The sequence below is a fragment of the Cutibacterium sp. KBN10P07758 genome (assembly GCF_050286205.1).
GTDB classification, from domain to species: Bacteria; Actinomycetota; Actinomycetes; order Propionibacteriales; family Propionibacteriaceae; genus Cutibacterium; species Cutibacterium acnes.
Genome location: NZ_JBNNQV010000001.1, coordinates 1,994,927 through 2,016,855, shown reverse-complemented (window position 1 = coordinate 2,016,855; position 21,929 = coordinate 1,994,927). Strand labels below are relative to the sequence as shown.

The following is a 21,929-nucleotide window of genomic DNA, read 5'->3' as shown; positions in this document are numbered from 1 at the left end:
ACCGGTGGGCCTGCAATGATGCAGCTCCGCATATTCCTTGACAGGACAAACTGCCCATGAGATCCTGGAACCAGGATTTAACGCGCGTTAAATCATGCTGTGAAACCTACTGACATCGTCGTCGAGGAGAGCACATGTCGGCATTATCACAACCAGCCACGTCGCAGCGGCATCCCTTGTCGGTGGCCGTCATCGGAGCCGGTATGGCTGGTCGAACGCACGCCAACGCCTGGCGCCAGGTCGGGACCGTGTTCGGATCCGAGGGGATACCCCCTATACGGCTCGCTGCCATCTGTGACTCTTACGAGCCCTTCGCCCGTAGTGCCCGCGACAGTTATGGCTACGAAAGAGCAGTAACTGACTGGCATGACATCGTGGACGCTGACGATATAGACGTCGTGTCGGTCGTCGTGTCGAACGCACTGCATCGTCAGGTCGCCGAGGACCTGGTCCGGGCTGGCAAACATGTCCTGTGTGAGAAGCCACTGTCTGACAGCTTGGAGAATGCCAGGGCGATGGCTGAGCTGGAAGCTCGTCACCGGCGTCGGCTTCAGTTACCGACGCCACCCCTCAGTCGCTGCAATAGCCGAACTGGTGCGACAAGGCCGTCTAGGTGATGTTACGACGTTTTCTGGGCGGTATTGGTGTGGGTACGGCGTCGATCCCACCGTGCCGATGGCATGGCGCTATCGAGGCCCTCAGGGCTCGGGCGCCCTGGGGGACCTTGGTTCGCACATCATCGATGTGGCCGAGTTCGTCTGTGGTCCGATACGAAGCGTCCGTGGTGGGGCTTTTGCCACGATTATCGATAAGCGTCCGCCCGCGCTGGAGGGAGTTGCAGGAGGACGTGGGATGACGGTGTCGGCGCAGGCCATCGAAACCGTGGAAAATGACGACATTGCAGTATTCAATATGACCTTCGAGTCCGGGGCCATTGGTACGATTGTCGTTTCCCGTGTTGCATTTGGCCTGCCCAATTCGATGGAGTTCGACGTCTTCGGTACCCAGGGGCGGGCCTCATTCGATCTGGCCCGCTCCGGTGAGATCATTGTGGACGACACATCAACCCCAGAAGGATTCAGCGGGCCTCGTCAAGTATTGTCCAATCCAACTTTCCCCTATTACAAGGGTGGATCATCCATGGATTTTGCTGGTGTTGGCAGCACTCAGATCGAACAATTTACCTATCAAGCGAGGGCTTTCCTCGACCAGGTCTTGGGGTTGGACGAAGAGTTTCCTCTGGTGCCGTCCTTCGCGCACGGGTACCGAACAATGTGTATCGCCGATGCCGTCGCTCGATCTGCGGCGGCCGGTGGGAAAACCATTGATCTCACCTGACACCACCGTGATCACATATCCGTTACAGAAACTAGGAGTCCGACATGTCCATGAATATCGGGGCCTACACCGCCTGTCTCCATAACTACGATCTCGCCGAGGCGCTTGACATCCTTAAAACCAACGGATTGACCGGCGTTGAGGTCAATGTCGGCGGATTCATTCCCTCGCCTCATTGTCCAGTCGATACGCTCATGACCTCCCAGACCGCCCGCGCGGACTACATGGGTATATTCGAGGATAAAGAAATGCGGCTGGCGGGCCTGAACACGTCTGGCAATCCGCTCAGTCCGTTGCCTGATGTCGGTCCGCGGCACGCATACGACTTGCGACGGGCGATCGAGTTGGCTGGAAAGCTGGGTATCACGGATCTCGTCTGTATGTCAGGCACGCCAGGATCAGATCGCCATGCTAAGTATCCATCGTGGGTAGTTAATCCGTGGAATGGTGTCGAACTTGAAGTGCTCGAGTATCAGAAAAGTGTTGTCGACCCGTTCTGGCGCGAGATGGACCTGCGCGCCCAAGATGCTGGGGTCAAACTCGCCTTAGAGCTCCATCCTCACAACCTTGTTTTCACGCCGGTGAACTTCCTGGAGTTTGCCGAGCGTATTGACGCGAGGAACATTGGCGTCAATATGGACCCATCACACCTGATGTGGCAGGGCATGGATATCATCGCCGCTATCGAGCTATTGGGCGACCATATCTTCCATGTCCATGCCAAGGACACCGTCATCTTGCCCGGGATAGCAACTAGGGGGGTGCTTGACTCGAGTTTTGGTCCGGTACCAGATGATCCGGACGTTCGCGTTCAGACAGGAATGGAGCACTACTGCTCCTCGTGGCCTTCTGATCCGGCATGGAGATTCGTGGCAATCGGCAATGGCCACGATGTCACGTGGTGGACCAATTTCCTTCGCGCTATCCGAGACGTAAACCCAGGGATGAACATCAATATCGAGCACGAGGACCAATCTCTGGCGCAGCTTGATGGTATCGCTGTTTCAGCTCGAAACCTCTTGGCCGCAGAACAGGCCGTATGAGAACGTCTGCGGTCGCGGTGTTCTGGTGAAACGGTAGACCGTTACCGCACCTTACCGACAGGATGATGATCATGGTGGATATTGCTCTAGACCCTAATATGTACTACTGCTCGATGTCGACGGCGGACACGTTACGCAAAGCGGCAGATCTGGGCTTCCGATACGTGGAGTTGTCTCCGAATGAGGAGTTTCACTTTTGGCATCGGTATCCCAAAGCTGATGACGCCTTTGTTACCGAGATGCGCAAGGCAGTCAGAGAAACGGGGGTTACCATACGGACACTGAATCCGGTGTTTAACTGGTCGAGCCCCGATGAGGCCGAGCGACGCAACCAGATGCGCAACTGGCGACGTCTGTTGGAGCTGGCCGACCAGTTAGATGTGCATGAGATCACCTCCGAGTTCTCGGGTGATCCCAATAGTCCCAGGGAATGCGAGGCCGCGTGGTATCGCTCCATCGAGGAGCTTGCCCCCAGTTTCGAGAGGTACGGAATCAGGCTCAACATGGAAGCGCACCCATATGACTTCATCGAACTCCATGACGACGCCTGTCGGACCGTTCGTGGGACTAATCTCGACTGGATAGGTTACGAGTACTGCTGCCCGCACACTTTCCATCTGTCGAACGGGGCCGGTGATGTCCGCCGTATGATTCACGGCTGCGCCGACCGGTTGCGGGAGGTTCACGTCGCAGATGCGTTTAACCATGCTGCACACGACGGGAATAGGTACATCATTAATCCACCAGGTGCCGATGTGCGAGTGCATCAACACAATGAAATCGGTCTCGGTGATGTGCCCTTTGACGACGTGTTCGAAGCCCTACGTGACGTCGGTTTTGATGGTGTTATGTCGGTGTGTGTCTTTGGTTGGCACGAGAGAGCCGATGAGATAAACAAGTCGATGCTTGCTCGTCTCAATCGCGAGTTCGTGGCTTGATCCATGCCAGATGCGACGTGGTGGTTTCCCTCGGACGGCCCCCGGGGACCGGTGATGCCGGCCGATGATTGACTATGACGGTTGGTGTCCTAGCTGGAAGGGTGCCCGGCTAAGAGGGTGGACAAGGGCACTCGGTGTGCTATCTTTTTGACAGGACAAATGCACAGGGTTGTGCGTAGGTTCGTCGGCTATGGGAGCTGGCGCGATTCATGGGGGTAGTGATGGAGAAGAGACGAACCATTGGTGTCGGCGTGGTTTCGCTGGGATGGATGGGGAGGCTGCACACTCGTGCGTACAAAGCACTTGCCGAAAAGTTTCCAGAGATTGACGTAAATATCCGACTGGTTTCGTGTTGCGATGTGGTAGCGGAAAACCGAAGGCAAGCAGTGGACCGGCTGGGATTCTGCACTGCGGTTGAGGACTACCACGATCTCATCGGCAATCCCGAAGTAGATGTCGTCTCCATCTGCGCGCCAAATTTCCTGCATCGCGATATCGCTCTTGCCGCTGCGGAGGTGGGAAAGCCGTTCTGGATTGAGAAGCCGATGGGGACTAACGCGAAGCAGTCCCGCCAAATCGCTGAAGCAGCAGAGGCCAAGGGGCTCGTTACCTCGGTGGGATTCAACTATCGGCACACTCCCTCTATCGAGTTCGCACGCCAGCTGATAGCTGATGGTCGCCTGGGGACGGTGACCAATGCCAGGGCATGGCTCATCGCGGACTACGCGTCTGATCCGCACGGGCCACTGACGTGGCGTTATGACAGGGAGCGGGCCGGTGCCGGCGTCATCCTCGATCTCATGGGTCACGGAGAGGATCTCGTCCAGTATCTACTCAAAGGGAGATTCACTGAGGTGTCCGCTGTGTCCGAGACGTTCATCCGTCAGCGTCCCAAGCCACTCAAGGAGGGCATCGGCCACACAGGTTGGGTCGTCTCGGACGAGCTCGGGCCGGTGGGCAACGAGGATTATTGCGCTGTCATCGCCCGTATGGAAAACGGAGTGATGTGCACCCTGGAGTCCAGTCGGGTCAGTGTTGGGCCGCGCGCGGAGTACATCGTCGAGATCTATGGAACCGACGGATCAATCCGGTGGAACTTCGAGGATCTCAACCATTTGCAGGTCTGTCTGGGGCGAAACAATCGTGCCCTGCAGGGATATGTCAACTGCATGGCCGGACCAGACTTCCCGGAGTTCATGCGTTTCCAACCGGGAGCCGGAACATCCATGGGCTTCGACGACATGAAGGTCGTTGAGGCTGCGAAATTCGTCCGAGGGGTCTTGGATGGGCAGCAATATGGCCCATCTGTCGCCGATGGTTGGGCCTCAGCGGAGGTCAATGACGCGATCGTTGCCTCCTGTGGGGACCATGCCTGGCATGACGTGAAGCCGGTTTCGGGGAGAACCACGTTCGATAAGTGACCGCGTCATCGCGTGTCTGTGACCAGGCCTGGCGGCACAACCAGGTCGCCGGTGGGAACTTCCGCCGGATGGACTGGGGCGGGAGCGGCCCCTGACTTGAAAGGGTGACATGAGTACACCTCCACGCATTAGAGAAGACATCAGCCGGATGGTTGATGAGACTCCGCCGTCCGGCAAACACCGGGGCATCGGGGCGCTTGCTGCCGTGGCGACCCTGGGATCCCTACTCTTTGGATATGACACAGGTGTCATATCGGGGGCGCTTCCCTACCTGTACATGCCCCACCTGGCTGGCGGTCTCGCCTTAACACCGATGCAGGAGGGCGCCATCGGCGGCACACTCCTCATCGGCGCTGCAATTGGCGCCGTGACCGGCGGCATCATGTCCGATCGGTGGGGGCGGCACCATAACATCACGATACTCGCGGTCATCTTCTTGCTGGGGGCCCTAGGCACGACGTTCTCGCCGAACGTGTTCGTGATGTACGTCTTCCGCTTCGTGCTGGGATTCGCTGTCGGCGCAGCGTCAGCCACTGTTCCGGTGTACCTTGCTGAAAACGCGCCAAAGCGCATCAGGGGGTCGATCGTGGCTATCGACCAACTCATGATCGTCACCGGTCAGCTGTTGGCGTTCTCCATGAACGCCATCATTAACGCCGCTCATGGCGGTCCGCAGTTGATCATCAAGGCCAACAACAATCCGGACAGCCTCGGGATCACCAAGGGCACCTATTCGTGGGACCAGATTCTGGCTCTCCAGGCTTCGAAGGGCGGGCCGCTGGAGGGGGACCAGTACCGCGCGTTCGTGGAGAATCTCGTCATCCAGTCTGGTAACGGTGCGGCCTGGCGGTGGATGCTGGTGCTGTGCTCAATCCCGGCCATCGCGCTGTGGATAGGTATTCGCCTCATGCCTGAGTCGGCTCGTTGGTACTTGGCCAAAGGTCGGGTGGCTGATGCTGTCGGAGCTCTCAAACGAGTGCGCGATCCCCAGAAGGATGGTCCTCTGGATGCTGAGGTCGAGGAGATGCATGTCACCCAGCAGCGCGAGTTGGAGAACAAGTATCAGGGCAACGCCTTTGCCCATGTGTGGCGAACGCCGTGGCTACGCAAACTCATGCTAGTAGGTATCTTCCTTGCAATCGTCAACCAGACGACAGGCGTTAATACCGTGATGTATTACGCGCCGAAAGTACTGGAGTATGCCGGTATGACGACCTCTGCCTCGATCACCGCGCAGGTGGCCAATGGTGTCATGTCCGTCATTGGTTCTGTTGGTGGTTTGTGGCTTATCCTCAAGTTCAGCCGGCGTAGTTTACTCATTTTCGACGTCTCCGCCGTGGGCATTACTTTGCTTGTCATTGCGGGAACCTTCCAGTTCACAATCGCCCCGCACATTGCTGACAAGACCACGCCGCCGACGTGGGCACCGTACCTCATCCTTGGTCTTATGGCGGTGTTTATGCTTATCGTGCAATCTACCAATGGCACGGTGGTGTGGACCATGCTCGGTGAGATGTTCCCGGCAAACGTCCGCGGCATCATGAATGGCACGGCCATCTTCTTCATGTGGGTTATTAACGCTGTCATCACCTTCACCTTCCCGTCCATGATGGCAAGTCTGGGAGGTGGGTTGACGTACACCATCTACGGCATGATGAATCTCGTCATCGCAGTAGTCCTCTTCAAGATCATGCCTGAGACCCGAAATAAGTCCTTGGAGCAGATCGAAACGTACATGGAAGAGCGCTACTCCTGAGCTCGTCTGGTGTGCTGAAGGGGTGTGTGGTTGTGGCCGTACACCCCTCACCGCCGTACTGCGGTGCTACGGAAGTTCGGTGAGCCGTTCTTCGAGATGAGTCGGCTGAACGGCACTGTTTATGACGGGTGTGCCCTATGAGGCACAGTACTGTGCCTCATCGGTGCGCTGCCATGACCGCATATCGAGCGGTCCGGCGGGGCGCAGATCTGAGATACGGCGAGTCTGAGGCAGTTGTTGCCACAGGGGCGGGCTCGAACATCCTGCACTTCGCCAGGGCTATGGGGTCAGACCCCATCATTGCCATCGACGTCAAAGACGGAAGATAGGGGCCTGGCGTCACTCATACCGTCAACTCCGTCATGCAAGACGCTAGGCAGAAAGTATTCGAGATTACGGATAGCCGTGGCGTCGAGATCGCCTTTGAGGCGTTGGGTATTCCCGTGACATGGATGTCCTTTGCGGACGGGGTGGGCACATGGTGCCAGTAAGGCCGGGAGCAGGAGTGTCAACCGCCAGTGTGGAGATTAACGGAACCGCATGGTGGCCCGTCCTCCGCGGAGGACGGCCACCATCGTGATCCAACTTGGCTCAGCGGCGTGCAGGGCTCATCGTCCCAGCGATGCCAGGGCCTCGTAAGATTTCTTGGCGTTGATAATCGGGCCGTCGTCGGCGGGTGGTTCCTCGTCGATCATGATGTCCTGCTCTAGGACGTAATAACCATCGAACCCGGCTTCATCAAGGAGCCTCACGATGGCTGCAAAGTCGATATCACCGTCGCCGATGGGTGCGAACATCCCGGCGCGAATGCCTTCGGACCAGGTGATCTCGCCAGGCAAAAGCTTGTCGGCCATCTCCTTATGGACATCTTTGGCGTGGACAATGTCGACGCGGTTGGCGTACTTACGCACCAGCTCAACGACATCGGTACCACCACAGGCCAGATGGCCAGTGTCCAGGCACAGCCCGATCGAGGAGTTCTCGAGCACGCGGATCACTTCGTCACGGTTCTGGACCATCGTTCCCCAATGGGGGTGTAGACAGGCGGTGACGTTGCGGCTGGCGCAGACTTCGCGGATCTGGTCCAGGTTGGTGAATAGCGTTTTCCAGCCGGCCTCGTCGAGGACAGGGCGGTCGTCGTATCCATCGCGTCCGGAATCCGTGGCGAGGATGAGATAGTCACCCCCGGCAGCTTCGAAGGCGTCAAGCTCCTTGTTCACCATGGGGATCGGATCGAAGTCCGGATCGTGCATGACGGACAGGAAGAACGCTCCCACGGGCTTGAGACCGTACTTTTTCACTTCTGTGGCGCGGGCTTCTGCCTCAATAGGTAACCAGCCCTGGGGGCCAAACTCGGTGGCGGTGAGGCCGATCTGCTTCATCTCGGTGAGGACTCGCTCCGGCGTCATCTGGTAGCCCCAGTTCGGGACCTCGCAGACGCCCCAGCTGATGGGCGCTCCGGCAATCTTCATCGATGTGCTCCTCGTGTCTTGGAGGCCTGAGCTCCTGTGCATCAGGCCGCTCTCGGTAGTATATGTCCTGTCAAATAGTGGGGCAATAGCTGTCGCTGGCGTGGGAATCGGTATTGATGACGGGCTTTGTGCTAACATTAGGGAGTCTTGCCGTTACTGGTGAGAATCCAGCTTTGTCGAACACAGGGGTTCACAGCATGATCAGGATCGCCATCATTGGAGCCGGACGCATCGGTCACGTCCATGCCCGAGCCATTCAAGGACGCAACGATGTCACGTTGGCGCTCGTTTGTGACCCATTCGAGCAGAACGCGCGTGCTCTCGCTGGTGAGTATGACGTGCGCTATTGCTTGGATCCGGACGAGGTTTTCGACGACTCCACAATCGACGCTGTTGTCATTGGGTCTCCAACCCAGTTCCATGTCGACCATATCCTCAAGGCCGTCAATGGTGGCAAACGAGTGATGTGTGAGAAGCCGATCGCACTGGACGTCGAGTCCGCCAAGAGGTGCATCAACGAACTGGGTGATCGCGCCGATCAGGTGATGATGGGGTTCAACCGCCGTTTCGACCCGACGTTCAGCGCGTTGAAGAGCCGCCTCGACGATGGGGAGATCGGTAGCCTGCAGCAGCTCACCGTGATCTCCCGAGACCCGGCAGCCCCGTCGGCGTCCTACATCGCGGGGTCCGGGGGCATCTTCAAAGATATGACGATCCATGATTTCGACATGGTGCGGCATTTCCTTGGTGACATTGCAGAGGTTAACGCCGTGGGCACCAATGTCTCCCCGGAGATCGCTGAGCAGGGCGACTTCGATCAAGTAATTGTCACCCTGAAATCACGTGACGGCAAGCTCGCCACCATCATCAACTCGCGGACCTGCGCCTTCGGATACGATCAGCGTTTAGAGGCATTTGGGGCCGACGGCATGCTTAGCGCCGACAACCTCACCGACGCCGCAGTGCGCATGGCCACTAGTACCCAAACCGACGCGAAGACCGCAATCATGGACTTTTTCCTTGAGCGTTACGAAGACGCCTACCGCATCGAGTTGGAAACCTTCCTTGACTCGATCGCCATCGGCGGTGCGGTTTCTCCGTCGGTGCGTGACGGCTATGAGGCCCTTGTCCTGGCCGATGCAGCTACGCGTAGCGCCCAGGAGCATCGCGTCGTCGCCCTGTGATGCCACTCGGTACGATCACGGGGTGAGCACCGATAACCAATGCTCGACGGGTTCGTTGTCCGGGGACGCTGAACCCGTCGAAGTGCCGCCACAACACGGCGTTACTGGCCTGCCCCCTGGCCCCTCTCGTACCTGCAAACGCCCTGTTGTCCAATTCCTCGCCGGAGCCGGAACATTTCATCCGCTGTTGTCATTGTTAGCAGCAATGGTCATCCTCGGCGTGGGACAGGCTGGTTTTGACTTGGTACTCACCGCTCTGGTTGGCGGTCATCCAGACGCTCAGACCTCGACGATCTTGTTACTGGCATCCTTCGCTGGTGTCTGGCTGGTGTTGTGGGCGTGGATGCGGTTCGTCGAGCAGCGGCCCATGAGCTGTCTTGGTTTTCGCGGGCCCGGCAGTGACGTCTGGATTGGGGTAGCCATCGCGATCGCAATCCTCGCTATCGACGTTGTGGTGATGACGGTCAGCGGCCAGGTGACGATGTCGTGGGCCAGGCCGAGCATCATGGCTGCGGTGTCCATTGTCGCTGCGATCTTGCTGTTTCTGGTGCAGGGATGCGCTGAGGAGGCCGTGCTGCGCGGCTATCTTATGCAGTCCGTGGCAGCGAAATGGGGGATTCCTGCCGGACTGGCTATTCAAGCCGTCGTTTTTGCTGCGCTTCATGGGGCTAACCCAGGCACAACATGGGTGGCATTAGTCAACGTCACAGGGTTCGGCCTCATGCAGGGTCTGCTGGTGGTGTGGCGAGGCAACCTGCTCGCGGCGATGGGTTTCCACACAGTCTGGAATTGGTTGCAGGGGATGGTGTTAGGATTCGATGTCTCGGGTCTGGAGCTTCACCACAGCGTCATGACGACTGCTAGGACAACTGGCTCACACTCCTGGCTAACTGGGGGAACCTTCGGGGCGGAGGGATCCGTCATTAACACGATTGTCTTGGCTATCCTTATTACTTGCCTTCTCGTGACGATGAGGCACGATTGGCGCGACAATGAAGCCTATGGCATTGCTTGAGGTCATCTGTCTGCACGAACACGACGCTAAGCGGGCAGCGGCGGGAGGCGCCGATCGCATCGAGTTGGTCGGCACGATGGATGACGGTGGCTTGGCGCCCAGCCCCGAATTATTGGCACGTACCCTCAGTGCTGTCCACATCCCGGTGCGTCCCATGCTGCGTCTGGACGGTGGGTTTCGGGCTGATCCGCGTCGTCGTGACGAGATACTGCGTTTGGCCAGTGCGTACCGCGATCTGGGAGCTGACGGTCCGGTGCTGGGGTTTCTTGACGAAGCCACCGGAGTCGACGTCGAGACTGTCATCGAGTTGACGGAGGGGTGTCAGCGTTGGACTTTCCACCGCGCTATTGATAACTGCCTGGAGCCGGACAAAGCATGGGCGCAATTGCTTGGCTTGCATGGGCTTGACCAGGTGCTGACAGCGGGATCGCCGCGAGGAGTTGAGCACGGCCTGGACGATCTCATTGCCCGAGCTTCAGCGGATCTTCGGGTAGCCGACCTCATTATGGCTGGTGGCGGGTTGCGCGCTGAACACGTCCCGTGGCTGTATCGGGCCGGCGTCCGGGCCTTCCACATCGGTAGCCCTGCACGGCCCCAAGGGTCATGGAAAGCGTGGGTGGATGCTGACTTGGTGAGGTCCTGGCGAGATCTCCTCGACCGCTTGGCCGGATGAGGTCAGGATCGCGTCAGAACGCTTGGATCCAGATATCCCGGGTGCCCGGTGCTCGAAAGGAAACGTGCCCGTGATCATCTTCGACGCCCTGAGGCTTCGGGGCGGTGGTCTGGGTCGGCGCCGTTGATGAGGAAGGAGTTGTGACGCTACGAGGCTGATGGCGGGCAATGATCCGCGCCATTCCCTCGATGGTTTCTACGAGATCGTCCATGGACGCTGTAGCGGAATGGGTCAGACCGACGACGGTATATCCCGCAGTCCCGGTGGAGGCCACTGAATTCACGTGCCAACCATCGTCGAGCGACAGCCAACCGTTCTTGACGAAAGGGGATTTCATGCCCGCCGTCATGCCCCAGTTTTGGTCGTCTTCGACGTTGGACATGAGTTCACGGGCGTACGCACGCATGGACTCGGGAATAATGGTGTTGGGGCAGAAAATGTGGTCAGTAAGTGCGACCTGATCGGCGGCAGTCGTCGATGTCAGACCCCAACGGCCCTCAGGATCGAAGGTAGTGTGGGTGGCTCCCATACGACGCATCGCCGTGCGGACCCCATCAGCTTTGCCAACCTTTTTCCACAGCGCAGTCGCAGCGTCGTTACTCGAATTCTCGATCATGGGAACTAGAAGGTTCTTCTCGCCCTCGGTGAGCTGACGCTTCTCGCCAACAGCCTGGATCATCACGGTTTCCATAATCGCCAGCTTGATGATGGAGGCGGTGATGTAGGTGGTCGCACCGTGATTGAAAACCTGGATTTCGCGCTGACCGTGCACCCGCATCGCCACGGACTGCTCCCCGTCACGGGTATTGAGGTATGTGCTCAGCTCATCCTGGTAGGGAAAGGGCACGTATGGGCCGGGAGCCGCAGGGCTCGTCACTGTGGTCGGGACAGGTTTGCGCGGCGCCTTCTTCTGTGGCCTGTTGGTGGCCCGCACTACTGGTACACCAATAGCAGCTCCGGTAGCGACGAGCAAGCCCCCTAACGCTGTACGTCTGGCGATTAGCGCCTTCCCAGACAAGCATGTCCTCCTGTTCGTGGACCCGGTGCGTTCACGTCCATTCTCACGCCGTTCGGTCCAATGCGTCCAGATCGTCTGCATCAATGATGCGGTACGAGTATCCCTGCTCGGCCAGGAATCGCTGACGATGGCTGGCAAAGTCTGTATCAACGGTATCGCGCGAGACGACCGCATAGAAACGGGCCACCAGGCCCTCTTTGGGACGCAGTAGACGGCCCAAACGCTGGGCCTCTTCTTGACGCGATCCAAATGCTCCCGAGACCTGGATGGCGACCTCCGCGCTTGGTAGGTCAATGGAGAAGTTGGCGACCTTAGAGACTACGAGCAGGTCGATCTGCCCCTCCCGGAAGTCCTGGTAGATCTCCTGACGGCGAGTCGGCGTCGTTGAACCGGTGATAATCGGGCACTTCAATTCCGCGGCCAGCTCCTCCAACTGGTCAACGTATTGGCCGATGACAAGGGTGGGCTGTCCACGATGACGCTCGACCAGGTCTCTCACGACCTTGTTTTTAATGGGGAGGGTTGCGGCCATCCGGTAGCGGACGTCAGGCTCGGCCATCGCGCAGGCCATCCGGTCAGACTCCGACAAGCTCACCCGCACCTCGACGCAATCAGCAGGTGCGATCCATCCTTGGGCTTCGATTTCCTTCCACGGAGCGTCGTAGCGTTTCGGGCCGATGAGGGTGAAGACATCGTCCTCGTGTCCGTCCTCACGCACTAGGGTGGCTGTCAGGCCGAGACGACGACGCGCTTGCAGGTCAGCCGTCATTCGGAAGACCGGGGCCGGCAGCAGGTGTACCTCGTCATATATCACTAGGCCCCAGTCGCGGGCTTCGAAGAGTTCTAGGTGTGGGTGCACTCCGTGACGTTTGGTGGTGATGACCTGATAGGTGGCGATTGTTACCGGGCGCACTTGTTTGCGCGACCCGGAGTATTCACCGATGTCGTCGGGGGCGAGGGAGGTGCGACGAACGAGTTCCTCTTTCCACTGCCGTGCTGAAACGGTGTTGGTAACGAGGATCAGAGTGGTGCAGCGGGCGAGGCTCATAGCGGTGGCCCCGACGACCGTTTTGCCAGCGCCGCAGGGCAGTACAACGACTCCAGATCCGCCGTCCCAGAAAGACTGCGCCGCTACTTTCTGGTAGGGGCGCAGGCTCCAACCATCCTCGTCAAGGTCGATGTCGTGGTGCTCGCCGTCGACGTAACCGGCGAGGTCTTCAGCCGGCCACCCCAGCTTGAGCAGCGCCTGTTTGAGGGTGCCGCGCTGCGAAGGATGGACCACAGCCGTCTCATCATCGATTTGATTACCGACAAGACCGCGCACTGACTTGGAACGCAACACCTCGGTGAGTATGGCTCGTTCAGTCGACACCAATACCAGCCCATGGGTGGGGTGCTTCTCAATGCGCAACCTGCCATACCTTGACATCGTCTCGGTGACATCGATGAGCAGGCCGGAGGCTACCGGGTAGCGCGAATACCTCATGAGGATGTCGACGACTTGCTCTGCGTCGTGGCCGGCAGCCATGGCATTCCACAGTCCCAGCGGGGTGAGCCGGTAGGTGTGGATGTGTTCAGGGGCGCGTTCTAGTTCCGCGAATGGGGCTATAGCGTGGCGACACTCGTCTGCCTGGGGGTGGTCTACCTCCAGCAGGAGAGTGTGGTCGGACTGGACAATGAGTGGGCCGGGTACAGAAGTCATCACTCCAAGTATCGCCCCACAGCGTGCGTTTGTTCCCGGCGAGGTTCGGGTTGAGTGCGTCGGTGTCGCAGCCCGCGGGCGGTTGTGGCAATGATGCGCGGCGAGGATCCTGTTGCCACCGCAGATGGCAGAGGGAACGCTTGCGAGCCGCATAGCCACAGCTAGGCGGGGGAACCAGCAGCTCCACGTCAGCCGCGTTCCGAGATGCGATGGTCTGGCTGCGCTGGGGCCATGATGACAGCGCAGAAAGCCCTCTCGCGCCGCAGGGAGATCGCCGCAGTGTGCGTGGACGGGTTGTGTGCTCAGTAGCCGGTCGGGTGATTGGTTGTTGAGCGCATACTGTCTGAGCTTGTGGGTATGGCCGTGGGCATGCGCACTATCATGAATACGTGGACGTCGACCCGCGAAAGGTGGATGCGGGAGCATGAGTGCTCATGCATACTGGGAATATATCCAATTTCAAGGACGTCCCGTAACCGTGTTCACCACGGTGACCGGCGCGGCCTCTTCGGGAAGCGTCGCCACTATCGTGAGGGTTGATCTGGCGTCTCATGACATTGGCTGGGTTCACCGACGCTGACAATTGGCGGTGGGTGGGGGACGGGGACGTTCCTGGCCCTGGCAACCCGCCTCAGATAGGCTGGCAGGACGTGATTCGCGAGACCGGCACGATGGTCACCCCGCCACCGCCCCGGATGACACAGCGCACCGCACCGGCGGTCGCGGCCATAATCCGCACTGTTTGACGCACTGACGTGCCGTCATCAACGACCCGTTCGATGTACATCCAGGTGCCATCTTGCTGAGCTTGGTGGAGCTGGGCGATCAGTTGCCGCCGATCGGAAAATCCGCGTCCCCTCTTGTCCAACAATGAAGCAGCCAGCTCCTCGGGGTCGGCCTGGGGGGCGGATGATGCCGGTACGTCCACCTTGGCTCGCGGGGGCGGGGGCGCAGAGAACACGTCACCGTGGGCGTCGCGAGCTACCGGGGACATTCCCAACTGACGCAGACCTGCCAGCACTTGGTCGGGTTCGGCTTGGGCAACCAACACTTGGGGTCCGACGCGGCGCAGTCCAACATCGGTGGTTAGTGAGCTACGCAGAATCGCCTCGACGGTGGCTGGATCGTCGACTTCTAGGAGCGCTCCAGCGGCCGCTACCGACACCCGACCGTGGTCACGCACGACGTCATTGAGGAGTACTAGGAGGCTTTGCGGAACATCCCCGAGGGAGTGTTCGGCCCACCATTGGCGCACTCGCTCACCGGTCCACCCGGCATCGAGGGCACGACGCAGGCTAGAGCGGTTGAATCGCCTGACACCGGCGATCCCGGTGGACTCACGGTCGGCAAGTAGGGCGAGGTCGGCAGCGGTGTCGGGGGTAAGTGGGCCGGGAGCGACCGCGGTGAGGTCAGATTGCAGAATCACCTCGTCGGTGCGTTCCGGCATGTCGGCACAGGTGCGTGCATCGACGAGGTCAGTGCGCGCGTCTAGTGCGACCATCCCGAGCACTCTGCACTCATCCAGGACAGCCTCCACCAAAGAGTCGTCGACGGTGGTGCCCGGCTGACGCCACCGGATCCGATTCGCGATGACTTTGGTCTCGATCGGAGTGCCCGGCTCGGCACTGTGTAGTTCCCGGTGTATCAGGCGACGCCATGCTTGAGCGGTTGCGGGTGCTGAGGCGTCGAGAGCGTTGCCGAGGTTACCGGGCAACTGCGGAATGTGTCGCCACGCTTCTCTCAGGCTCACCCATTGCCCCCACAGCGAGTCGGTACGCCATCGGTCGGCCAGGGGAGTAGGGAGCCAGCTGCGTCCTTCAGCCCCGATGAGACCGCCTGCGGCAGCCAGGGCGAGGTAAACCCATCCGTCGTCTCCGGGTGCCACCCGAGACAGCACGATGCGTGCATCCCGCTTGGCAATGCCACCGCTGGCCAGCAAAGCGCAGTTGTGACGCTCCATTGCCTCCAACAAAGCAGACATTGCGCTGACGGCTTCGAGGGCAGTTCCGAGTCCGGCCCGGTTCACCAAGTTGGTCTGATGTGGTTCGGACCATGGCGGTGGGGTAGGGCTGGGCTGTTCGGCGAAGAGGCGGTTCCCGCGCAGCATGAGAGACACCTCTCGGGGCAAGATGACGGTGTCGTCGCTAAGGGGACGCAATAGCCGATGGGCTAGAGCGGTCTCGACGGGGGTGGTGGCTGTGGCGGGAGTAACGGCGCGACGAGCATTGGGGACGTGCCCAGTGGGGGACCACACCAGACGTTCGAGTACGGATCGAGCTTTGGAGCCAGCCGCCGCCAACTTTTCGGCGACCTCGTTGGGATTCATGGGCAGGACGGACGCTGGTGCAAGTCCGGCGGGATATCCGGACAGATGAGCGGTGACGATCTGGATGACGTGCAGCTGTCCGGAATCTTCCAGGACTAGGGCCATATTAAGTAGGTCAGAGATGCCGTCGGCGACGTCGGCCTGGATGGCTTCAGGTTTAATCGGCCACCCCTGACACAACGCCTCAGCAAGCTCGGTGAAGCGGAGATCCCCTAGGGCAGCTAGTGCGGTCAGAAGACTCAACCGCCAACGATCGAGGCTGGAGATCGCCGCAATGATGGATGCGTGGGTGCTCGCGCGCGAAGACACCTCAGTCAAATCCCTCGGGGTGGGATTGGCTAAGTCGGGACGCAGGGTTAACAGCCGCGACAGACTCTGCGCATCGAGATTTCGGATAGTGGAGGCAAGGGTTGTTGGCTCCTCGGACGGGCTCATCGGGAGGACCCCGGGTCATCGGGAGTGAGCTGACGGTCAATGAGGATGAACCCCAAACCCAGCATGATGACGCAACCGAGACGAGACATCCATGCGAACTGTGCCAATACGGTGCGTACCGGCGACTCGATGGCCCCGCCAATAATGACGGCGACCGTCACCGCAGTAAGAGCCTTAGTGAGGCGTCCAGCAGCAAAAGGGTGACGCCATGCCAGCCACCATGTGATGAAGAGGGCTGGAATAGACAATGGAGACCACGCGCATCCCAGGACGAGAACGACGATCCACGGCCATCCTAACCCCTGGCACAGGTCGAGGAAGGACCGGCTGCCAGCTTTGGAAGGGGTACGCGGATCGAGACGCGAAGGCATGCGAACCGATTTGATGCGAGGTGGCGGTGTTGTCGATACCGGCGCTTCTGTCGGTGCCGACCACGTGGAATAACCGCTAGTGAGCCGGCTGGTGCGGATCGGTTCATGCGGATCGTGGTGCTCGATACGTGGCCCTGTGAGCCCAGCCTGGGTGGAGAACGGTTCCAGGGGCTGACGGCTACTGCGTCGACGGGGGATCAGCTCGGTGAGCGGGCGGTGATCGCCTCCTTGGTAGTGGTGTGGGGCGCTACAAGGCTTTCCAGCAGCAGGATTGACGGGTTGGGTCGGGGTTTCCAGCGGATCGGCCCGAGGTGCTTGGAAGGCGCGCGGAGCAGGCCGGGAGTCGACGACGTCGACGGGTGCGGTGATGCTGCGTGCCATATCTCCATGGTACGGGGTAAGACCGACGATCCGGCACGCTCACCTGTGCCGGATCAACGCTCATAGGCGATGAGTGTGATCGCTCAAGAACGCTTACATGGCCCTAGTCTCACTTCAGGCACGTCCCAGCTAGGACGTGGCGCACGCTGTGATCGCGTCAAGGAAGGTTCGACATGGAGGTCATCATCTGCTCGGATGAGCAGGCCGTCGGGCGGATCGCCGCCGACCGGATTGCAAAGGTTTTGGGCCGGGCCAAGGCTCCGGTGTTGGGAGTCGCGACTGGATCGACCCCGCTGACGACCTACTCTTCCCTGGCTGCTCTGGCAGCCGAGGGTAAGGCTGACTTTACTGATCTGCGCGCCTTTGCCCTTGACGAATACATTGGGCTTCCTGCAGACGATGAGCGCTCCTACGCAGCTACCATCCGCCACACCGTCACCGAACAGCTGGGACTCGATCCGGCCAACGTCCACACCCCCGACGGCATGGCCGATGACCTCAATGCTGCCTGCGCCGCATACGAGACAGCCATCCAGGAGGCTGATGGCGTCGATGTTCAGATCCTTGGCATTGGGGCAAATGGACATATTGGTTTCAATGAGCCCACCAGTTCGCTGTCTTCGCGCACTCGCGTCAAGACCCTTGCGGAGCGCACAAAGGCTGACAATGCCCGCTTCTTTGAGGAGGGGGAGAAGGTCCCGAGTCACTGCGTCACCCAGGGGCTCGGTACCATCATGGACGCTCGCAATGTTGTGCTGTTGGCCATCGGAGCCAACAAGGCTGACGCGCTGGCAGGGGCTGTCGAGGGGCCTGTTTCGGCGATGTGCCCGGCGTCGGTGCTGCAGTTCCACCCCCATGTTTTGGTGATTGCGGACGATGCTGCAGCCTCGAAGCTCACCATGGCTGAGTACTTCCGATGGACAGATTCCCAGCGAGGTGACCTCTCCGGAGCGATGTGAGATTTCGGTGATACTCCTGGCCTGGTAGGTGTCTTCGCGCCGGGCTATCGAAGTATCGGATAATGGTGAGTGGTGGACCGTCGTCAAGGCTTGTAGCCTGGTATGGCGGTCCATCGACCGTCATGACCAGAAGGAGTGAGCCAGAGATGCCAACCGGAAAGGTGCGTTTCTACGACGCCACCAAGGGGTTCGGTTTCCTGACGAAGGACGGCGGCGGCGACGTGTACGTCAACGCTTCTGCCCTGCCCGCAGGGGTGAATACCCTGAAGCCCGGTCAGAAGGTTGATTTCGGGATTGTTGAGGGACGTCGAGGAGAGCAGGCCTTGTCCCTGCAGATCATCGAGACCCCTGCCTCGTTGTCCAAGGCGAGTCGCAAGAAGCCGCAGGACATGGCGGTGATCTGTGAGGACCTCATTAAGATGCTCGACAAGATGGGCAATGGTTACCGGCACGGGCGTCACTCTGATTCGCGCACTGCCGGCGCCGTGGCCAAGATGCTTCGTGCAGTCGCTGACGAGTTGGAGCTGTGATGACACAGGTGACGTCGAAGCCGCGCACTGCGACCCGAACTATCAAAGCCGATGCGACCATTGCGAAGGCTGTTGATCAGGCCCGGGAAGCTGCCGAGTACCGAGCTGGTGATTTCGGTGTGGGCGAGCACGTCGGGACTATCGCTGAAGGTGAGCGAGTCCTGACCCATCTCTTCGAGTGCCCGCATCCCGGTTACCGAGGATGGCGTTGGGCCGTGACAATGTCGCGTGCTCTACGTGGCCGTAACGTCACTGTCAATGAGGTTGTCCTCGTCCCTGGCGAGGATTCCTTACTCGCCCCCCCATGGGTGCCGTGGCGTGATCGGGTGCGTGCTGGTGACATCGCCGCAGGCACTCTCATGCCGACTGCTGACAACGACCCGCGTTTGGAACCTGGTTACACCGGCGGTGAACTGGCCGCAGATGAGGACCCGGCTGAATGGGCTGCTACTCGCGCTGTTGCTTCTGAGTTGGGTTTGGGACGGGAGCGACTGCTGTCGCGGGAGGGCCGTGACTCCACCGCCGAGCGCTGGCTCGCTGGTGAGGGCGGCCCGGACAACGCGACGAGCCATCATGCGCCAGCCAGCTGCGTGACCTGCGGGTATTTCGTGCGCCTACAGCATTCTCTGGGACGGGTTTTTGGGGTGTGCTCGAACGAGTACTCTCCCTCCGACGGTTCGGTGGTCCACGTCGACCATGGTTGCGGAGGCCACTCCGACGTCGTTGAGAAGCGTCGGGGGATTGAGCTCCCAGAGCCCGTTTTCGACACCATCTCGGTTGACGAGTCGTTGTTCGACTGAGTCGTCTTCTTCGCAGAAGCCCGGGTCTGCGATGAACTCAATGACGGGAACGCTGCCAGCAATATGCGGTGCCGACAACACCTAGGCCGGTACCCGTCAGGCAGATCCACAGCCAGTCGCGGTAACCAGTCTCGGTGAGACGGTCGAGCATGATCCAGCAGATGAGGGATGCTACTGCGAAGGCGATAGTTCCCACGATGCCGACCGTCACCCCGTTTTCGTCAACGGGTGCGACGTTCGCCTGGGTAAGCAGGTGATGGTTGGACACCGCTCCATCGTAATGCCCTGCAACATTGTTGTGACACGTCATCCCTAGAATGCCTCCGTGCCTAGCAACACCGCATCAGCAAGATTTGATCAGTGGTTCCATCTGACAGAACGTGGTTCGACGACGTCGCGCGAAGTTCGCGGCGGCATCGTCACCTTCTTCACGATGGCATACATCCTGGCTCTCAATCCTCTCATCATCGGTACCGCAGCGGATAAGAATGGCAAACTCCTCAATGGAGCTCCGAAATTCCTCGACGCTGCTGGCACCAGCCTTAATACTGCTGGCATTGATGACAACAAAATCATGGTGATGGCAGTGACTGCCTTCGTGGCTGCCATCATGACGATTGCTATGGGTGTCTGGGGACGATTCCCGATGGGTATCGCAACAGGCCTGGGCATTAACTCCCTGCTTGCCTACGTCGTCGCCCCGACGATGACGTGGTCTCAGGCGATGGGTTTGGTTGTCTGGGAGGGCATCTTCATTCTGGTGTTCGTCCTTACTGGTGTCCGGGAAATGATTTTCCGGGCTGTCCCTAATTCCTTGCGGTCGGCGATCAGTGTTGGAATTGGCCTGTTCATCGCTTTTGTGGGATTTGTGGATTCTGGCGTGATTCGCCCCGGCTCGGGTACCCCTGTCACCCTCGGAGTTGGTGGCAGCTTGGAGGGGTGGCCAATCTTGCTGTGCCTGTTCGGTTTCCTGTTGCTGGTGGTGTTGCATCAGCGTCACATCAAAGGGTCTATGCTCATCGCGATCATTGGCACCTCACTGGTGGGTGTGGCCATCGAGGCCGTGGGGAACATCGGTGCGCAAAGTGACAAGAACCCCACTGGCTGGGCCCTCAACGTGCCCCGTCTGCCCGGCGCCTCGGATTTCCGCTGGCCCGATCTGGGCTTGCTCGGTCATGTTGACCTCTTTGGTGGGTTCCTTGCCAACGGGCACTTTCGTATTGGTGTCTTCTTGGGCACCCTGCTGGTGGTGTTCTCCCTGATGCTTGCCGACTTCTTCGACACCATGGGGACGGTTGTTGCGATCGGTGACCACGCCGGGCTTCTTGACGAGACCGGCAATCCTGAGCACCTCAAGGGAATCCTGGTCGTTGACGCCTTGGCCGCGGTGGCTGGCGGTCTTGGCTCGGCGTCGTCGGCAACGGGTTACGTCGAGTCGGCTGCTGGCGTGGGAGAGGGAGCCCGCACAGGTATCGCCTCCATCGTCACCGGTCTGGGATTCCTGCTGGCGATGTTCCTGTCGCCAATCGTTTCGATCATCCCGTCCGAAGCAGCCGCACCGGTGCTTGTTTTCGTCGGGTTCCTCATGATGGCTCAGGTCACGCGCATTGACTGGAAGCACGTTGAGGAAGGCCTACCGGCCTTCCTAGGCATGGTGCTTATGCCGTTCGCCTACTCGATCACTACAGGTATCGGAGCTGGACTCATCATGTTCTGCATCACGAAGGTCATCGCTGGTAAAGCTCGCAGCGTGCATCCTCTGCTGTGGGTCGTTGCCCTCCTCTTTGTGGTGTATTTCAGCCAGACCCTCCTCATGAAGCTGTTCGGCCAGCTCTGAGACCAGTGGGGTGGGCGTCTTCGACGGTGTCCGGCTGCCAGACCACTAAGAGGCCTGGCGCCGGGCGGCCCAGATCGACTGCGAGATGATTCCACCCCGGATATGAGCTGAGGAACTTCAGCACGGCGTTAACCTCACCTCGTCGTGCAATCGGCACTGTGCCGATGACCTCGGACAGCTCAACCCAGGTGGCCAGTATCTGCCTGGTGCCGGCATAGCCGATCTTCATGCCAGGTGCTGGTCGCAGTGGAATCTGTGGGTCCTCGTCCATAAGCCGTTTGAGCGAGTAGGTGCTAGGTAGTCCAGCGGCTGCCAGATCGCGATCGAGCTCCTCGAAACGTGCCACCGACATGGGGATCTCGGTCCACCCCCATGACAGGTGGGTGAGCCATTCATTGACAAGCCGCCAGCACCGTGCCGACCGATCGGATTCGATGTAGCGTCCGCAGACGAGGTCTTCGACGTCATGAGGGGTCGGCCATCCGGTTGGCAGCATCGAACATTCAACATTGGGCTTGTAGAGCGGGTGGAACGGGCTGCGCCACCTCGGTCGACGATGATGATGAACGGGCACGCTGAAACGAGCCTCAGCCCACCTACGCAGTTTCATGGCGAGACCCTCGTCGGCCCCGAATATGTCGCGAACTTCGTCGATCGCGATGGCGTTGAATCTCAACCCACCCATAGTGACAGGTTATAAGATAGCGGGGTTGACATAAGGTGTCGTCCA

Annotated in this window: 23 protein-coding genes; 16 read left to right on the top strand and 7 right to left on the bottom strand. The window is 59.7% G+C overall.

The window, feature by feature from the left end; all coding sequences use genetic code 11:
• Positions 1-134: 134 nt before the first annotated feature.
• The 8 genes from ACOYO3_RS09930 to ACOYO3_RS09895 all read left to right on the top strand — a co-directional run bounded on the left by ACOYO3_RS09930 (position 135) and on the right by ACOYO3_RS09895 (position 6,987).
• Positions 135-617: a Gfo/Idh/MocA family protein gene (locus tag ACOYO3_RS09930; RefSeq protein WP_002524723.1), complete on the top strand. Its 483-nt coding sequence runs from the start codon at positions 135-137 to the stop codon at positions 615-617.
• Entirely contained in the window at positions 505-1,338 is an 834-nt protein-coding gene (locus ACOYO3_RS09925; RefSeq protein ID WP_420484894.1) for a Gfo/Idh/MocA family protein, read from the top strand. Before ACOYO3_RS09930 ends, ACOYO3_RS09925 begins: the two co-directional genes overlap by 113 nt.
• 44 nt (positions 1,339-1,382) lie before the next feature.
• Entirely contained in the window at positions 1,383-2,381 is a 999-nt protein-coding gene (locus tag ACOYO3_RS09920) for a sugar phosphate isomerase/epimerase family protein (protein WP_427305869.1), read from the top strand.
• A gap of 62 nt (positions 2,382-2,443) precedes the next feature.
• Positions 2,444-3,319 (top strand): sugar phosphate isomerase/epimerase family protein, encoded by an 876-nt coding sequence (locus ACOYO3_RS09915; protein WP_002524726.1) that lies wholly within the window; start codon positions 2,444-2,446, stop codon positions 3,317-3,319.
• Positions 3,320-3,528: 209 nt separating this feature from the next.
• Positions 3,529-4,740: a Gfo/Idh/MocA family protein gene (locus ACOYO3_RS09910; protein ID WP_002516633.1), complete on the top strand. Its 1,212-nt coding sequence runs from the start codon at positions 3,529-3,531 to the stop codon at positions 4,738-4,740.
• 148 nt (positions 4,741-4,888) lie between these two features.
• Entirely contained in the window at positions 4,889-6,496 is a 1,608-nt protein-coding gene (locus ACOYO3_RS09905; RefSeq protein ID WP_002524727.1) for an MFS transporter, read from the top strand.
• A 173-nt stretch (positions 6,497-6,669) separates the two neighbouring features.
• Entirely contained in the window at positions 6,670-6,825 is a 156-nt protein-coding gene (locus tag ACOYO3_RS09900; RefSeq protein WP_002518775.1) for a hypothetical protein, read from the top strand.
• A gap of 33 nt (positions 6,826-6,858) precedes the next feature.
• The gene (locus ACOYO3_RS09895; protein ID WP_002516645.1) at positions 6,859-6,987 is read left to right on the top strand and encodes a hypothetical protein; all 129 of its coding nucleotides are present in this window, start codon (positions 6,859-6,861) and stop codon (positions 6,985-6,987) included.
• A gap of 117 nt (positions 6,988-7,104) precedes the next feature.
• Here the strand turns inward: ACOYO3_RS09895 and ACOYO3_RS09890 are convergent, their stop codons facing one another.
• On the bottom strand, positions 7,105-8,010 hold the full coding sequence (locus tag ACOYO3_RS09890; protein ID WP_002518776.1) for a TIM barrel protein: 906 nt from the start codon (positions 8,008-8,010) through the stop codon (positions 7,105-7,107).
• 155 nt (positions 8,011-8,165) lie between these two features.
• Between ACOYO3_RS09890 and iolG the strand changes: the two genes are divergently transcribed.
• The 3 genes from iolG (at position 8,166) to ACOYO3_RS09875 (ending at position 10,840) form a co-directional block, all read left to right on the top strand.
• Positions 8,166-9,152: an inositol 2-dehydrogenase gene (gene iolG / locus ACOYO3_RS09885; protein ID WP_002516663.1), complete on the top strand. Its 987-nt coding sequence runs from the start codon at positions 8,166-8,168 to the stop codon at positions 9,150-9,152.
• A gap of 205 nt (positions 9,153-9,357) precedes the next feature.
• Positions 9,358-10,167 carry a CPBP family intramembrane glutamic endopeptidase gene (locus ACOYO3_RS09880; protein ID WP_002524729.1) on the top strand — a complete coding sequence of 270 codons (810 nt, stop codon included), beginning with the start codon at positions 9,358-9,360 and terminating at the stop codon, positions 10,165-10,167.
• Entirely contained in the window at positions 10,154-10,840 is a 687-nt protein-coding gene (locus tag ACOYO3_RS09875) for a copper homeostasis protein CutC (protein ID WP_002516642.1), read from the top strand. Before ACOYO3_RS09880 ends, ACOYO3_RS09875 begins: the two co-directional genes overlap by 14 nt.
• A gap of 13 nt (positions 10,841-10,853) precedes the next feature.
• Here ACOYO3_RS09875 and ACOYO3_RS09870 read toward each other — a convergent pair whose 3' ends face one another.
• Both ACOYO3_RS09870 and ACOYO3_RS09865 read right to left on the bottom strand, forming a co-directional pair.
• Complete coding sequence (locus ACOYO3_RS09870; RefSeq protein WP_002524731.1) at positions 10,854-11,687, bottom strand: serine hydrolase; 834 nt, start codon at positions 11,685-11,687, stop codon at positions 10,854-10,856.
• A gap of 214 nt (positions 11,688-11,901) precedes the next feature.
• A complete protein-coding gene (locus tag ACOYO3_RS09865; RefSeq protein ID WP_002520062.1) occupies positions 11,902-13,560 on the bottom strand; it encodes a DNA repair helicase XPB in 1,659 nt (552 codons plus the stop codon).
• A 424-nt stretch (positions 13,561-13,984) separates the two neighbouring features.
• Here ACOYO3_RS09865 and ACOYO3_RS09860 point away from each other — a divergent pair, with 424 nt between their 5' ends.
• Complete coding sequence (locus ACOYO3_RS09860) at positions 13,985-14,140, top strand: hypothetical protein (protein ID WP_002516720.1); 156 nt, start codon at positions 13,985-13,987, stop codon at positions 14,138-14,140.
• Between the two features lie 51 nt (positions 14,141-14,191).
• On the opposite strand, the gene ACOYO3_RS09855 is transcribed toward ACOYO3_RS09860, so the two are convergent.
• Both ACOYO3_RS09855 and ACOYO3_RS09850 read right to left on the bottom strand, forming a co-directional pair.
• Positions 14,192-16,321 (bottom strand): helicase-associated domain-containing protein, encoded by a 2,130-nt coding sequence (locus ACOYO3_RS09855; protein WP_427305868.1) that lies wholly within the window; start codon positions 16,319-16,321, stop codon positions 14,192-14,194.
• Entirely contained in the window at positions 16,318-17,073 is a 756-nt protein-coding gene (locus ACOYO3_RS09850) for a hypothetical protein (protein WP_002516679.1), read from the bottom strand. The genes ACOYO3_RS09855 and ACOYO3_RS09850 overlap by 4 nt, the downstream gene beginning before the upstream one ends.
• Before the next feature lie 173 nt (positions 17,074-17,246).
• Here ACOYO3_RS09850 and nagB point away from each other — a divergent pair, with 173 nt between their 5' ends.
• The 3 genes from nagB (at position 17,247) to ACOYO3_RS09835 (ending at position 19,362) form a co-directional block, all read left to right on the top strand.
• A complete protein-coding gene (nagB, locus tag ACOYO3_RS09845; protein WP_002524734.1) occupies positions 17,247-18,032 on the top strand; it encodes a glucosamine-6-phosphate deaminase in 786 nt (261 codons plus the stop codon).
• A gap of 146 nt (positions 18,033-18,178) precedes the next feature.
• Positions 18,179-18,562 (top strand): cold-shock protein, encoded by a 384-nt coding sequence (locus ACOYO3_RS09840; RefSeq protein WP_002516674.1) that lies wholly within the window; start codon positions 18,179-18,181, stop codon positions 18,560-18,562.
• Positions 18,562-19,362, top strand: a complete 801-nt coding sequence (locus ACOYO3_RS09835) for a DUF3027 domain-containing protein (protein ID WP_002517388.1) — start codon at positions 18,562-18,564, stop codon at positions 19,360-19,362. Before ACOYO3_RS09840 ends, ACOYO3_RS09835 begins: the two co-directional genes overlap by 1 nt.
• 37 nt (positions 19,363-19,399) lie before the next feature.
• Here ACOYO3_RS09835 and ACOYO3_RS09830 read toward each other — a convergent pair whose 3' ends face one another.
• Positions 19,400-19,672: a DUF2530 domain-containing protein gene (locus tag ACOYO3_RS09830; protein WP_002516640.1), complete on the bottom strand. Its 273-nt coding sequence runs from the start codon at positions 19,670-19,672 to the stop codon at positions 19,400-19,402.
• A gap of 15 nt (positions 19,673-19,687) precedes the next feature.
• Here ACOYO3_RS09830 and ACOYO3_RS09825 point away from each other — a divergent pair, with 15 nt between their 5' ends.
• Positions 19,688-21,199: an NCS2 family permease gene (locus ACOYO3_RS09825; RefSeq protein WP_002516671.1), complete on the top strand. Its 1,512-nt coding sequence runs from the start codon at positions 19,688-19,690 to the stop codon at positions 21,197-21,199.
• Here the strand turns inward: ACOYO3_RS09825 and ACOYO3_RS09820 are convergent.
• Entirely contained in the window at positions 21,174-21,884 is a 711-nt protein-coding gene (locus ACOYO3_RS09820) for a hypothetical protein (RefSeq protein ID WP_002516678.1), read from the bottom strand. The genes ACOYO3_RS09825 and ACOYO3_RS09820 overlap by 26 nt on opposite strands.
• Positions 21,885-21,929: the final 45 nt, after the last annotated feature.

Excerpts from the sequence above, each read along its gene's own strand:
- ACOYO3_RS09930 (WP_002524723.1), top strand. The coding sequence starts at position 135 with ATGTCGGCATTATCACAACCAGCCACGTCGCAGCGGCATCCCTTGTCG.
- ACOYO3_RS09925 (WP_420484894.1), top strand. The coding sequence starts at position 505 with ATGCCAGGGCGATGGCTGAGCTGGAAGCTCGTCACCGGCGTCGGCTTC.
- ACOYO3_RS09920 (WP_427305869.1), top strand. The coding sequence starts at position 1,383 with ATGTCCATGAATATCGGGGCCTACACCGCCTGTCTCCATAACTACGAT.
- ACOYO3_RS09915 (WP_002524726.1), top strand. The coding sequence starts at position 2,444 with ATGATGATCATGGTGGATATTGCTCTAGACCCTAATATGTACTACTGC.
- ACOYO3_RS09910 (WP_002516633.1), top strand. The coding sequence starts at position 3,529 with ATGGGGGTAGTGATGGAGAAGAGACGAACCATTGGTGTCGGCGTGGTT.
- ACOYO3_RS09905 (WP_002524727.1), top strand. The coding sequence starts at position 4,889 with ATGGTTGATGAGACTCCGCCGTCCGGCAAACACCGGGGCATCGGGGCG.
- ACOYO3_RS09900 (WP_002518775.1), top strand. The coding sequence starts at position 6,670 with ATGACCGCATATCGAGCGGTCCGGCGGGGCGCAGATCTGAGATACGGC.
- ACOYO3_RS09895 (WP_002516645.1), top strand. The coding sequence starts at position 6,859 with ATGCAAGACGCTAGGCAGAAAGTATTCGAGATTACGGATAGCCGTGGC.
- ACOYO3_RS09890 (WP_002518776.1), bottom strand. The coding sequence starts at position 8,010 with ATGCACAGGAGCTCAGGCCTCCAAGACACGAGGAGCACATCGATGAAG.
- iolG (WP_002516663.1), top strand. The coding sequence starts at position 8,166 with ATGATCAGGATCGCCATCATTGGAGCCGGACGCATCGGTCACGTCCAT.
- ACOYO3_RS09880 (WP_002524729.1), top strand. The coding sequence starts at position 9,358 with ATGGTCATCCTCGGCGTGGGACAGGCTGGTTTTGACTTGGTACTCACC.
- ACOYO3_RS09875 (WP_002516642.1), top strand. The coding sequence starts at position 10,154 with ATGGCATTGCTTGAGGTCATCTGTCTGCACGAACACGACGCTAAGCGG.
- ACOYO3_RS09865 (WP_002520062.1), bottom strand. The coding sequence starts at position 13,560 with ATGACTTCTGTACCCGGCCCACTCATTGTCCAGTCCGACCACACTCTC.
- ACOYO3_RS09860 (WP_002516720.1), top strand. The coding sequence starts at position 13,985 with ATGAGTGCTCATGCATACTGGGAATATATCCAATTTCAAGGACGTCCC.
- ACOYO3_RS09855 (WP_427305868.1), bottom strand. The coding sequence starts at position 16,321 with ATGAGCCCGTCCGAGGAGCCAACAACCCTTGCCTCCACTATCCGAAAT.
- ACOYO3_RS09850 (WP_002516679.1), bottom strand. The coding sequence starts at position 17,073 with ATGGCACGCAGCATCACCGCACCCGTCGACGTCGTCGACTCCCGGCCT.
- nagB (WP_002524734.1), top strand. The coding sequence starts at position 17,247 with ATGGAGGTCATCATCTGCTCGGATGAGCAGGCCGTCGGGCGGATCGCC.
- ACOYO3_RS09840 (WP_002516674.1), top strand. The coding sequence starts at position 18,179 with ATGCCAACCGGAAAGGTGCGTTTCTACGACGCCACCAAGGGGTTCGGT.
- ACOYO3_RS09835 (WP_002517388.1), top strand. The coding sequence starts at position 18,562 with ATGACACAGGTGACGTCGAAGCCGCGCACTGCGACCCGAACTATCAAA.
- ACOYO3_RS09830 (WP_002516640.1), bottom strand. The coding sequence starts at position 19,672 with ATGACGTGTCACAACAATGTTGCAGGGCATTACGATGGAGCGGTGTCC.
- ACOYO3_RS09820 (WP_002516678.1), bottom strand. The coding sequence starts at position 21,884 with ATGGGTGGGTTGAGATTCAACGCCATCGCGATCGACGAAGTTCGCGAC.